This is a genomic window from Nocardia sp. NPDC050175, assembly GCF_044459885.1.
GTDB lineage: Bacteria > Actinomycetota > Actinomycetes > Mycobacteriales > Mycobacteriaceae > Nocardia.
Window position 1 is genome coordinate 640,995 of sequence record NZ_JBITJI010000005.1, and the last position, 12,573, is coordinate 653,567.

The following is a 12,573-nucleotide window of genomic DNA, read 5'->3' on the forward strand; positions in this document are numbered from 1 at the left end:
GAATTATCATGACCAACAATCGCACCGCACGTACCCGTATCGCCGCATTGTTCGGCGGCATCATCCTCACCACCGGCGCCATGATCGCCATTGCCCCACCGGCTTTCGCCACGTGCAGTGCCATGAACGGCGCCAACGGTGCCCCCGGTACGGCCTCACAACCGGCAGGCGGCGCAGGCGGGAACGGCAGCCCCGGCACCCTGAATTGCCCTGGCGGTAACGGCGGTAACGGCGGCGCAGGCTACGGCGGCGGGGCAGGCGGCGCGGGCGGTATCGGCGGCAACGGCGGGCTCGGAGCCCTCGGCGCGGGCGGCGCAGGCGGCCTCGGCGGACTCGCCGGACCCATCGGTGGCTCCGGCGGGGCAGGCGGCGCAGGCGGTAACGGTGGCGCGGGCTCTATCGGCGGCGCGGGCTCGGCGGGCGCCTCCGGCGGCGCGGGCGGTCTCGGCGGCAACGCGGTGGCTCCCGATAGCGCCGGACGCGGCGGCAAGGCCGGTAACGGCGGCAACGCCTCGGGCGCGAATAACAACGGCGGCGCGGGCGCACGCGGCGGCAACGGCGGCGCCAGCGGCCAGGGGACCGGTGGCGCGGGCGGTGGTGGCGGTAACGGCGGAGCCAAGACCGGCACCGGCGTTCTCGGCAGTTGCGGCGCAGGCGGCGCAGGCGGCGCAGGCGCCCCTGCGGGCGCACCCGGCACGGCAGGCAGTGGCAGCGGCTCCTGCTGATCCGGACCGAATCGACCCGAACCACATCGCACAGACCGTGCGGTGTGGTTCGTCGCTGAGCCGACCCGTCAGCGCTGTTATCGTCGGTATTGCCCGCGCCGGGCGGAGGGACCGCGCGAAGCACACCCCCCGCCGACGAGGATGGTCTCTTGAAATACGTGCCCCGCGTTGCCCTTTTCCTGGCGATCCCCGCCATCCTGTTCCTGGTCCCGTGGTGGACCTTGGTCGGCGCGCCCACCGAGGGCACCGGATTGTTGTTCTGGCTCGGTACCGCGGTGTTCGCGCTGACCTTCGTCGGCCTGCCCGCGTCGATGTTCCTCGGGCACGGACCCGCGCAATCGGATGCGGCGTCCATCGTCGGCGACACGTTGCTCGGTATCGCGTGGGTGGTGTTCAGCTGGTCGGTGATCGGCAACGTCGTCGGACTGGCGCTGACCGTCGGCGGTGTGCACGATCCGGCCCGCTCACGCATCGTGGCAGTGGGTGTACTCGCGGTGTCAGTTGCCCTGGTGATCTGGGGAATCATCGAGGCGCGAAGGGTGCCGCGGGTGCGCACGGTCGATGTGTCGATCCCCGGCCTCGGACGCGGCCTCGACGGACTGCGACTCGTTGTCGTCACCGACACCCACTTCGCCGCACTCGATCGGCTGCGCTGGTCGGCGAAAGTGGTCGCGGTCGTCAACGAGCAGCGACCCGATATCGCCTGTCACGCAGGCGATCTCGCAGACGGCTCGGTCGCGAAGCGGCACCCGCAGGTCGACCCGCTCGGCAAGGTCGACGCGGCACTCGGCCGCTTCTACATCACCGGCAACCACGAGTACTTCGGCGATGCCCAGGGCTGGATCGACCACATGGCCTCGATCGGCTGGCAGCCACTGCACAACCAGCACCAGACGGTGACCCGCAACGGCGACAGTCTGGTGATCGCAGGTATCGACGACCCCACCGGCGTCGGCCTGCCCGGCCACGGCCCCGACCTGCCGACCGCGCTCGCCGGCGCCGACCCGCAACTGCCGGTGGTGCTGCTGGCCCACCAACCCAAGCAGATCACCGCTGCCGCCGAGGCGGGCGTCGCGCTGCAGATCTCCGGCCACACCCACGGCGGCCAGATCTGGCCGTTCCACTACCTGGTCCGCCTGGACCAACCCGTCGTCGCGGGCCTGAGCCGCCATGGCGAGCACACCCAGCTCTACACCAGCCGCGGCACCGGCTTCTGGGGTCCCCAACTGCGCGTTTTCGCCCCGAGCGAGGTCACCGTGCTGATCCTGCGCTCGGCCCCCGCGCGCAGCTAGCCCGCCGGAACCCGATATCGGAGATGACGCGGAAACCGAGCCAAGATCGGTTCCGCGTCTTAAACTCCCACCACTACTGCACTCGCCCAGCAGGTTCGGTGAGTTGGGTTGCGGGGTATCGCGTTTCAGGAGGCAAATATGGGTAGGTGGCTGCACACCCTCACCGCTGCCGGTGTTCTCGTGCTGACCGTCGGCGCGTGCGGTAGTCCGCCGGCCGAACAGAGCAAGAGCGGCGAGGCGGGCACCAAGGACTTCAAGGCCTGCATGGTGTCGGACTCCGGCAAGTTCGACGACAAGTCGTTCAACCAGACCTCGCTCAAGGGCGTCACCGACGCGGTCGCCGCCCTCGGCATCGCGAAGGCGCAGCTGGAGTCGAAGTCGGACAACGACTATCCGACCAACATCAACACGATGGTCCGGCAGAAGTGCAACATCATCGTGACGATCGGCTTCAAGCAGGGCGACGCCACCTACGCTGCGGCGAAGGCCAATCCGGATATCAACTTCGCGATCGTCGACTACGCCTACACCGATACCAAGCAGAACCCGCCGCTGCCGAACCTGCAGGGGCTGACCTTCAATTCCGCCCAGCCGTCGTTCCTGGCCGGCTATCTGGCCGCGGCCCAGACGAAGACCGGCAAGGTCGGCACCTTCGGCGGGATCAACATCCCCACCGTCGCCATCTTCATGGACGGTTTCGCCGAGGGCGTCGCCTACTACAACAAGGCGAAGGGCAAGCAGGTCCAGTTGCTCGGCTGGGACGAGGCCACCCAGCAGGGCGTGATCACCAATGACTTCCAGGACAAGAACATCGGCAAGACCAAGGCCAACGACCTGATCAGCCAGGGTGCCGACATCATTCTCCCGGTGGCGGGTCCGGCGGGCCTCGGCGCGCTCGAGGCCGCGCACTCCTCCGGCGGCAAGGTCACCGCGATCTGGGTGGACACCGACGGCTGCGTGAGCGCCGCCGAATACTGTTCGTCGCTGCTGTCCAGCGTCGAGAAGGCGATGGATATCGCGGTGACGAAGACGATCACCGACGCCTACAACAAGCAGTTCAGCAACCAGGCCTACGTCGGCACCATCGCGAACAAGGGCGTCAGCCTGGCGCCCTACCACGACTTCGACGCCACCATCCCGGCCGAGCTGAAGAGCGAAATCACCTCGCTGACAGCCGATCTCGCGAGCGGAAAGATCACCCTCACGTCGAAGGCCCAGCCCGCAGCCAAGTGAGCCGCGGCCGTCACCGGGAGCGATATGCGGCTCGAACTACGCGGTCTCACCAAAAGATTCGGCACCCTGCTGGCCAACGACCACATCGACCTGGTGGTCGAACCGGGCGAAATACACTGCCTGCTCGGCGAGAACGGCGCGGGCAAGAGCACGCTGATGAACATGCTCTACGGGCTGCTGCAGCCCGACGACGGCGAGATCCTGCTGGATGACAAGCCGGTCACCTGTCTGTCGCCCAGCGACGCGATCGCCGCGGGCATCGGCATGGTGCACCAGCACTTCATGCTGGTGCCGGTGTTCACCGTCGCGGAGAACATCATCCTCGGCCGGGAACCCACCAAGGGTTTCGCCGTGCTCGATCGCGCGGCGGCGCGCAAGCAGGTGCGGGAGCTGTCCCAGCGCTACGGGTTTCCGGTGGACCCGGACGCGCTGGTGGCGAACCTGTCGGTGGGTGAGCAGCAGCGGGTGGAGATCCTGAAGGCGTTGGCCAACAACGTCGAGGTGCTGATCCTGGACGAGCCGACCGCCGTGCTCACCCCGCAGGAGATCGACGAGCTGATCGGCGTGCTGCGCGCCATCGCCGCGAACGGCACCTCGATCATCTTCATCACGCACAAGCTGAAGGAAGTCACCAGGATCGCCGACCGGATCACCGTCATCCGGCGCGGCGCGGTGGTCGGCACCGTCGATCCGGCCACGCCCGAGGCCGAACTCGCGGAGCTGATGGTCGGCCGGTCGGTCGAACTCGTGGTCGCCAAGACACCCGCCGCACCCACCGGACCCACCCTGGTCGTCACCGACCTGACCGTGGTCGACGCGGCCGGAACCGTGGTGGTCGACGAGGTGTCCTTCCGCGTCGACGGCGGCGAGATCGTCGGCATCGCGGGCGTTGTCGGCAACGGGCAGTCGGAACTGGTCAGCGCGCTGCTCGGGCTGCGGACACCGGTGGCGGGCACCGTCACGGTGGGCGGGTGGGAGGTGGTCGGCCGATCGCCGCGCCAGCACCTGGACGCAGGCATCGGCTATGTGCCCGAGGATCGTTCGCACGACGGCTGCATCGGCACGTTCAGCGTCGCCGAGAACCTCGTGCTCGATCTGATCGACCGCCCGGAGTTCTCCCGGCACGGCGTGCTGTCCCCCACCGCGGTGAAACGCAATGCCGCGCGACGGGTCGAGGAGTTCGACATCCGCGTCCGGTCCACCGCCGATCCGGTCAGCACCCTGTCCGGCGGCAATCAGCAGAAGGTCGTTCTCGCGCGGGAGCTGTCCCGGCCGCTGGAGGTGCTGATCGCCGGTCAACCCACCCGCGGCCTGGACGTCGGGTCGATCGAGTTCGTGCACAAACGCATTGTCCGCGAACGGGATCAGGGCACCGCGGTACTGATCGTCTCGACCGAGCTCGACGAGATCTACGCGCTGTCGGACCGGATCATCGTGATGTATCGCGGGCAGATCGTCGGCATCGTCGGCCCGGACACCCCGCGCGATCAGCTCGGCCTGATGATGGCGGGCGCGGCACCGGGGCGTGATCGATGACCGGGGCATCGAGTAGCGGTGGTAGCAGGGTGGCGAGTTGGTTCGACCGGCCATGGGTGCGCGAACTGATCGTCAGCGCGCTGGCGGTACTGCTCGCGCTCGTCGTCGGCGCGCTGCTCATCATCTTCAGCGACCCGAAGGTGACGGGCGCGTTCGGCTATTTCTTCGCACGGCCGATGGATACGGTGTCGGCGGCGTACAACGCGGTGGCGGACACCTATAAGGCCCTGTTCCTCGGCGCGTTCGGCGGCAAGCATCAGATCGCCGAAACATTGGTAGCGGCAACGCCGTTGATCTGCACGGGCCTGGCGGTCACGCTGGCGTTCCGCACCGGTTTGTTCAATATCGGCGCGCAAGGTCAGCTCATCGCCGGTGCGCTGTTCGCGGGCTGGGTCGGTTTCTCGGTGCATCTGCCACCCGTGCTGCACGTGGTGGTCGCCCTGGTGGCCGGGATCGTCGGTGGCGCATTGTGGGGCGGGATCGTCGGGCTGCTGAAGGCGCGCACCGGCGCGCACGAGGTGATCTCCACGATCATGGGCAACTACGTCGCGCTGTACGCGCTCACCTGGCTGCTCACCACCTCATGGTTGCAGCGGCCCGGCCGTAACGAGCCGATCAGCCCGGTGGTCGACGACACCGCGCAACTGCCCCGATTCGGCGACACCCGACTGCATCTCGGGCTGCTGGTCGCGGTCGGCGCGGCGGTGTTCGTGTGGTGGCTGCTGTCCCGATCGACGCTGGGTTTCCAGCTGCGCGCGGTCGGCGCCAACCCGGACGCGGCGCGCACGGCAGGCATGAATGTCGGGCGCGCGTATGTGCTGGCGATGCTCATCGCGGGCGGCCTCGCCGGACTCGGCGGCGCTCAGCAGGTGCTCGGCACCGATCTGCCGCTGACCAACGGGATCGCCGGGTCGTTCGGCTTCGATGGCATCACCGTGGCACTGCTCGGCCGAGGCAGTCCGATCGGCACGGTCTACGCGGCGCTGCTCTTCGGCGCGCTGAACGCGGGCGGCAACGAGATGCAGGCGGCCACCGGCACCCCGCTCACCCTGGTGACCGTGTTGCAGGCGGTGATCGTCGTGCTGGTCGCGGCGTCGGCCTTGGTGCGCACCGTCTTCCGGATCCGCGCCGAGCGCGCGGACGCGGTACTCGCGAAAGGGTGGAACTGATGGTGACGACCACAACCGGTGCCGCCGCTCGCGCGCTCGAATCACCGGAGAAGCATCAGCAGCGGCTGCGTCTGGGGATCTTGCTGTTGATCCTCGCGGTCACCGCGGTCGCCCTCGCGGTGTTCACCAAGTCGGGTGACGTCGACTTCCGCTTGGCCGCACCGGACGCCGCGGGTCCGTCCGATATCGACGTGCCCGCCAAACCGGCGGCGCTGCTGCTGTCGGTGGTCGCCCTCGCGATCGCGATCGCGCACCTGTGGCGTGGACTGACCGGGCGGTGGGCCGCGGTGCTGTTCACCGTGTTCGGTATCGCGTTCGTGGTGACGTTCGTGTGCTGGGCGGCGTCGGGCAAAATCTTCCCGCTCACCAACCAGATTCAGGGCACCCTCGCCCTGTCGACGCCGCTGATTCTCGGCGCGCTGGCGGGCGTGCTGTGCGAACGGGCCGGTGTCATCAATATCGCCATCGAGGGACAGTTGCTGGCCGGTGCGTTCGCGGCCGCGATCATCGCCACGGTGAGCGGCAGCTTCCTCGTCGGGGCGCTGGCCGCGGTGGTCGCGGGCGTGTTCATCGCCTGGCTGCTCGCGGTGTTCTCGATCCGCTATCTGGTGAATCAGATCGTGCTCGGCGTGGTGCTGGTGGTGTTCGCGACCGGCATCACCGGCTTCCTGTTCGATCAGCTCACCGGCCTGACCGACGGCCCGGCCCGGTTCAACAACCCCGGAACGATGCAGCCGCTGGCCATTCCGGTGCTGTCCTCGATCCCGATCATCGGGCCGACGATCTTCGATCAGACCGCGCTGGTGTACGCGATGGTCGTCGCGGTCGCCGTGCTCGGCTTCGTGTTGTATCGGACCCGCTGGGGACTGCGGGTGCGGGCGGTCGGCGAGCATCCGCGTGCCGCGGCCACCGTCGGCATCAAGGTGCTGCGCGTCCGCTATCAGGCCGTGCTGCTCGCGGGCGCGATAGCCGGACTCGGCGGCGCCTACTTCACCATCGGATCGACCGGCGGTTTCACCAAGGAGATGACGGCGGGCAACGGCTTCATCGCGCTGGCCGCGGTGATCATGGGCCGCTGGCACCCGCTCGGCGCGACCTGTGCCGCACTGTTTTTCGGCTTCACCAAGGCTCTGCAGGGCCAACTGCAGGTACTGGCGACACCCATCCCGACCGAGGTCCTGCAGATGACCCCCTACCTGCTCACAGTGATCGCCGTGGCGGGCGCGGTCGGGCAGGTACGGCCACCGAAGGCCGACGGCGAACCCTACGTCCCCGGCTGATCACGCGTAGCGTGCCGCCGAGACCAGCTTCTCGTCCATCGCCAGGATTACCGCGCGGCTGCCCTTAATATGGGGTCCGATCCCAGTTTGTCGATCTCGACCGCGCGCTCGGCGCCGACCGGCGCGCGAAAACCGGGGCGTTCCCGCACTTCTCGTCGATAGTCGATCCGAGGCAGGGCAAATGACACTCAGCGGTTCCCGAATGCTCGACGTGGTAGGTAGTCGCCGGACGGCGGTCGCGGTGCTGGCGGCGATCACCGGCTTCTATTACCTGTTCGTCGCGGTCTCCAATTGCACCGACACCGTCACCAACCGGCGCGGGGTGGCCGCCGTGCTGTCCATGCGGTCCACCATTCACAACTCGGGCACCGACTGGCGGGCCATCACCAGCGGCAACGTCGCCCTCGTCGCCTACATCCTGATCGTGATCTGGGAGTTCCTGATCACCTTCGTACTGCTGGCCGCCGCGGTGGCCTGGCTGCGCGAACTGAGCGGGTGGCCGCGCCGCCTTCGGGTCGGTCCCGGCGTGGCCGCGAAACTGTCGAGCCTCGGCTGGACCATGGTGATGTTGCTGTTCCTCGGCGGATTCTTGACCGTGGCCGGGGAATGGTTCCGGATGTGGGCGAACAAAGAGGTCAATGCGTCGTCCGCGGCGCTGCAGAACTTCCTGATCGCCGGGGTCGGGCTGATTCTTGTGCACTTGCCCGAGCGGGACGTGCCGCGACCGGTAGAACCGACCGTCTCCGATAGCAAGTAATCAGCATCCAAAATTCGGACAAAAGGGACAAAACGTATAAGTCGGGGCAATTGGAAATTCTGTACCGACACATCACGGACAAGGCCCCTGACGGACTTCGCTAAGTTGCCACTGATTCACCACCTTAGTGGCTATACTCCTCGCACGCAGAACCAGGCTCCGCCGACCGCATCAACGTCGATTCCGTGTGCGACAGACTTTTCCCACGTCAGCCCGTTGCCAAAAGGTTCTGCGGCACTTCTGGAATGGCGCCGCACCTGCGCCGAGAACGGTTCGCAACAGTAACCAGATGATGTCTGTAGCTAATATCAAGACCCAGTCAAGAAAGATCAAAAACCTTGCCACGCAGGGTGGTTGGCATGTGTATGCTATCGATTCATCACGTCCCCCACTATGAGGTGGGGGTATGGGCGAGGGCGGTGTCGGTGTGGACGTGAATAGGATCCAGATACGTCGCGCGGCTATTGCCGCGATCGCTCTGGGTGTGCTGGCTCTGGGCATAACGGGCCTGATAGACCGACTGTTGCTCGGTACCTTCATCTGCGCGGGACTCGCGGTCGGTTGGTTGAATGCCCAACTCACGTTGTGGGCCATCACCCGAATTGCCAGTTCCGAAGCGCCGAGCAAGCAGCGTTTGGTAGGTTCCTCCGCGCTTCGCCTGCTCGGCATTACCGCCGTCGCCATCCTGGTGGCTTTCTTCGCACGCCCCAATGGCGTCGGCATCTTCTTCGGCTTGGCGCTCTTTCAAGTCGCCCTGGTCCTCAACACTGTCCTGCCTGAATTGAAAGGGCTTCGCCAGACGCCATGACGATCCCAGCCATTTCATTTACCCAGCTGGCCTCGAGCGTCACGCTGCTCGCGCAAGAGGCGCCCGCCGAGGAACCGAAGATCAAAGTCGGCCACCATGCGGTCGCGCACGCCTTCGGCATGGCCTTCAACGTCGACACCATCGTGTCCACGTCGGTCGCCGCGCTGATCGTGCTCGGCCTGGCCTTCTTCCTGCGGCTCAAGATCACCTCCGGGGTACCGAACGGCGTGCAGCTGTTCTTCGAGACCGTGACGACCCAGGCGCGCGCCCAGGTGGAAAGCGCGATCGGCATGAAGGTCGCGCCGTTCGCGCTGCCGCTCGCGGTCACCCTGTTCGTCTATATCCTGCTGTCGAACTGGCTGTCCGTGCTGCCGGTGCAGATCGGCGACGGTGAGTTGCTCGCGCCGCCCGCCTCGGACGTCAACTTCGTCTACGCGCTCGCGTTGTTCGTGTTCATCGCCTACCAGTCCGCAGGCGTCGTGCGGCGCGGTCCCTTCGGCCACCTGAAGGCGACACTGAAGGGGCACACGGGCTGGGGCCCGATGGTGTTCATCAATGTCATCGAAGAAATCGCCAAGCCGCTGTCGCTGTCCCTGCGATTGTTCGGAAACATGTTCGCCGGCGGCGTGATGCTCTCCGTGATCACGTTGTTCCCCTTCTGGATCAGCTGGGGACCCAATGCCATCTGGAAAATGTTCGACTTGTTCGTCGGCGCAATTCAAGCTTTCATCTTCGCGCTGCTGACACTCCTGTACTTCAGTCAGTCGATGTCGTTGGAAGACGAACACCACTGATCGGCGAATTGCCGATCGAGCCAACATCCGAGAATAGGAAGTAGAAAATGGCAGACCCAACCACCGCGTCCATCATCCAGGGCGCCCTCATCGGCGGCGGCATCATCATGGCCGGCGGCGCCATCGGCGCGGGCATCGGTGACGGCCTGGCCGGTGCGGCGCTGATCAATGGTGTCACCCGGCAGCCCGAGGCCGAGAGTCGGTTGCGCGGCATCTTCTTCCTGACCGTCGGTCTGGTCGAGGCGGCCTACTTCATCAACCTAGCCTTCATGGCGCTTTTCGTATTCGCGACTCCCGGCAAGTAACCGGGCATGTCTCCGAGAACCGATGTAGTTGCCGCGGAGAACTTCCTTATCCCCAACGGCACCTTCTTCGTCGAGTTGCTGATCTTCCTGATCGTGCTCGGCGTCATCTGGTTCTTCGTCGTTCCACCGATCCGCAAGGTGCTGGAGGAACGCGAAGAGCGGGCCGCAGAGACCATGGCGACGACCAAAGAGGCGAGGCAGTTGTTCGCCGAGGCCGAAGCCAAGCATCAAGCGGCACTGGAGAAGGCGCGGTCGGAAGCGGCCGCGATCCGGAGCAAGGCGCGCGCCGAGGGCCGGGAAATTCTCGAGGAAATGCGCGGGCAGGCGCAGCAGGAGGCCAACGGCATTGTCGCGGAGGCCGAGGCGCAATTGCGGGCGCAGGCGGATCAGATCGCCGCGGAGTTGCGTGAGACGGTCGAGCCACTCGCTCGGTCTTTGGCCGACCGCGTGGTCGGTGTCGATGATGAGCGGCGGGCCCAAACAAGCCGAGGCCAGCAGACAGGACGGGCGTCGTCATGACTCCTAACAGCGACATCCTTGCCGAAGGTATCTACCAAATCCATTTCGAGTGGCAGGTGTTCTTCAGCCAGCTGTTCGGCTTCGCGGTCATTATCTGGGTTTTCGTCAAGTACCTGCTGCCGATTGTCAAAAGGATGATGGCCAAGGCGCAGGGCGACATCCGGAAACAGATCGAGGAGAACGAGCAGGCGGCGGTCCGGCTCAGCAAGGCCAAGCAGGTGTACGACGAGGGCCTGGCCGAGGCGAAAGCCGAACTCGCCCAACTACTCGAGGACGCGCACGCCGACGCCGACGCCATCGTGGTGAAGATGCGGGAGACCGCCGCCGCCGAGGTCGAACGGGTCGGCAAGCAAGGCCGCGACCAGATCGAGTTGATGCGCAGGCAGCTGATCCGCGACCTCAAGGCCGATTTCACCAAGCAGGTCATGACGCACACCACCGAGAGCGTGCGCGAGCAGGTCCAATCGCCGCAGATCAAGTCCGACGCGGTCGAACGGTTCCTGGACGACCTGCAGGCGATGGCGAACACCGGCTCGTCCGGCCGGGCGCACACGCAATCCCAGTGGAACTGACAACCCACCCTCGACGGACCTGAGCCCCACTCGCTGCACTCGAGCGGGGCCCTCCGGCAAGAAAATCGCTCGTCCTCCCGCGGCTGCGGTCATTATGCTGGCTTTCGTTCGAATACTGCCATGCCGTTATGGATCGGAGTTCAATAATGACGGAGGCAACGCCCACCCTCTACGAATGGGCCGGTGGCACAGCGGCTTTCGAGGCGCTCACCGAGGTTTTCTACCGCGAGGTCCTGAAGGACGAGCTGGTCGGCCCGCTGTTCGCCGGCATGGATCCGGGACATCCGAAATATGTCGCGATGTGGCTGGCCGAAGTCTTCCGCGGTCCCGAGACCTACAGCACCGAGCGTGGTGGCTACGCGCATATGGTCCGCCAGCACCTCGGCAAGGCGATCACCGAACCACAACGCCGTCGCTGGGTGAATCTGCTCATGGACGCCGCCGACGAGGTAGGCATGCCCGCCGACCCGGAGTTCCGCTCCGCCTTCTTCGCCTACGTCGAGTGGGGCACCCGCCTCGCCCATTCGAACTCCCAGCCCGATGCCACGCCACCCCTGAAAGCGCCGATGCCGCACTGGGGTTGGGGCGAGGCGCCGCCGTACCAGCCCTGAGTCAGCTGAAGTAATCCTTGAACAGGATCTCGCTGACCTTGGTGACCGTCTCCTTGCCGACCTGGTAGCCGTCGGCGACCACCTGGGTGTTGTTCATGATGGCGACGGTGAATTGCTCACGCGGCCCGACGAATCCGACCGAGTTCATCAGCCACGAGCCGTCCTCGTTGTCGTCGGACCAGCCGTTCTTGTTCCCCGGTGCCGCCTTATCGCCCGCGCCCCAGACACCCCACTGCTGGTTGGTGTCGAGCGAGTCGCCGCCGTCGACCGAGCGCATTTCGCCGACGAGGTAGTCGCGGTGCCGCGCGGGCACCTTCTCCAGGATGAAGTCGATGAGCTGCTCGAGGTCGTTGGCGGTGGCCAGGATCCAGCCCCAGGTATCCGGGTGCCCGTCGGCGAACTTGATGCCCGCCATGCCGAACGACCGGAACCGCGGCGCGAACGCCTTCTCTCCGCCGTAGCGTTCCCACAGGGTGGTCGCGGCGTCGTTGTCGCTGGCGTGCAGCATCCGGTGCATCAGCTCGCGGTCCTCGGCGCCCAGCGTGATCGAGCCGAGGTCGTCGCGCAGCAGCAGGTCCACGGCCATCGCCAGCTTCGGCGTGGAGCAGGCCCAGATCGGGGTCGCCGCATTCGCGTTGCGCCACACCGCACCCGTGCGGCGGTCGCGCACCACGATGCCGGTGAATCCGGGACGGCTTTTCGCGTAGGCCTCCGCCTGGGTGATCCGCGACCTGAACGCGGGATCGAAACCGCGCGGTGATCCGATCGCCTCGCGCGCCGGACCCGTCGGCGCCGGTGCCGCGTGCTCCGCTCCGCGCGGCTCGTACATCAGCGCGGCCGCGACCAGTGCCCCGGCGACCAGCACACCGGATAGCACCAGGGGCACCCTCGATTTCCGCATGAACGTCCATCCCTCGCTGTGTCGCTAGACGGGCTGTGTCGCTAGACAGAAGATGCAGGTCACCGGTATTT

At 66.4% G+C, this 12,573-nt stretch carries 14 protein-coding genes; 13 read left to right on the forward strand and 1 reads right to left on the reverse strand.

The window, feature by feature from the left end; genetic code table 11:
* The first annotated feature begins 8 nt into the window (after positions 1 to 8).
* From ACIBK2_RS20795 to ACIBK2_RS20855, 13 genes are all read left to right on the forward strand, one after another.
* Entirely contained in the window at positions 9 to 725 is a 717-nt protein-coding gene (locus tag ACIBK2_RS20795) for a hypothetical protein (protein ID WP_396969153.1), read from the forward strand.
* Between the two features lie 149 nt (positions 726 to 874).
* Entirely contained in the window at positions 875 to 2,017 is a 1,143-nt protein-coding gene (locus ACIBK2_RS20800) for a metallophosphoesterase (protein ID WP_396969154.1), read from the forward strand.
* A 138-nt stretch (positions 2,018 to 2,155) separates the two neighbouring features.
* Positions 2,156 to 3,250, forward strand: a complete 1,095-nt coding sequence (locus ACIBK2_RS20805) for a BMP family protein (protein WP_396969155.1) — start codon at positions 2,156 to 2,158, stop codon at positions 3,248 to 3,250.
* Between the two features lie 24 nt (positions 3,251 to 3,274).
* Positions 3,275 to 4,786: an ABC transporter ATP-binding protein gene (locus ACIBK2_RS20810; RefSeq protein WP_396969156.1), complete on the forward strand. Its 1,512-nt coding sequence runs from the start codon at positions 3,275 to 3,277 to the stop codon at positions 4,784 to 4,786.
* On the forward strand, positions 4,783 to 5,955 hold the full coding sequence (locus ACIBK2_RS20815) for an ABC transporter permease (protein ID WP_396969157.1): 1,173 nt from the start codon (positions 4,783 to 4,785) through the stop codon (positions 5,953 to 5,955). The genes ACIBK2_RS20810 and ACIBK2_RS20815 overlap by 4 nt, the downstream gene beginning before the upstream one ends.
* Entirely contained in the window at positions 5,955 to 7,235 is a 1,281-nt protein-coding gene (locus ACIBK2_RS20820) for an ABC transporter permease (protein WP_396969158.1), read from the forward strand. Before ACIBK2_RS20815 ends, ACIBK2_RS20820 begins: the two co-directional genes overlap by 1 nt.
* A gap of 181 nt (positions 7,236 to 7,416) precedes the next feature.
* Positions 7,417 to 7,992, forward strand: coding sequence for a DUF2165 domain-containing protein (locus ACIBK2_RS20825; RefSeq protein ID WP_396969159.1), 576 nt, complete (start codon positions 7,417 to 7,419; stop codon positions 7,990 to 7,992).
* Positions 7,993 to 8,398: 406 nt separating this feature from the next.
* Positions 8,399 to 8,800 (forward strand): hypothetical protein, encoded by a 402-nt coding sequence (locus tag ACIBK2_RS20830; RefSeq protein ID WP_379288189.1) that lies wholly within the window; start codon positions 8,399 to 8,401, stop codon positions 8,798 to 8,800.
* On the forward strand, positions 8,797 to 9,594 hold the full coding sequence (gene atpB, locus ACIBK2_RS20835; RefSeq protein ID WP_396969160.1) for a F0F1 ATP synthase subunit A: 798 nt from the start codon (positions 8,797 to 8,799) through the stop codon (positions 9,592 to 9,594). Before ACIBK2_RS20830 ends, atpB begins: the two co-directional genes overlap by 4 nt.
* 47 nt (positions 9,595 to 9,641) lie before the next feature.
* Entirely contained in the window at positions 9,642 to 9,899 is a 258-nt protein-coding gene (locus ACIBK2_RS20840; protein ID WP_379288191.1) for a F0F1 ATP synthase subunit C, read from the forward strand.
* 6 nt (positions 9,900 to 9,905) lie between these two features.
* Positions 9,906 to 10,418: a F0F1 ATP synthase subunit B gene (locus ACIBK2_RS20845; protein ID WP_379288193.1), complete on the forward strand. Its 513-nt coding sequence runs from the start codon at positions 9,906 to 9,908 to the stop codon at positions 10,416 to 10,418.
* Complete coding sequence (locus ACIBK2_RS20850; RefSeq protein WP_396969161.1) at positions 10,415 to 10,990, forward strand: hypothetical protein; 576 nt, start codon at positions 10,415 to 10,417, stop codon at positions 10,988 to 10,990. Before ACIBK2_RS20845 ends, ACIBK2_RS20850 begins: the two co-directional genes overlap by 4 nt.
* Positions 10,991 to 11,136: 146 nt before the next feature.
* Positions 11,137 to 11,601 (forward strand): group II truncated hemoglobin, encoded by a 465-nt coding sequence (locus ACIBK2_RS20855; protein WP_396969162.1) that lies wholly within the window; start codon positions 11,137 to 11,139, stop codon positions 11,599 to 11,601.
* A gap of 1 nt (position 11,602) precedes the next feature.
* Here the strand turns inward: ACIBK2_RS20855 and ACIBK2_RS20860 are convergent, their stop codons facing one another.
* Complete coding sequence (locus ACIBK2_RS20860; RefSeq protein WP_396969163.1) at positions 11,603 to 12,502, reverse strand: serine hydrolase; 900 nt, start codon at positions 12,500 to 12,502, stop codon at positions 11,603 to 11,605.
* Positions 12,503 to 12,573 lie beyond the last annotated feature (71 nt).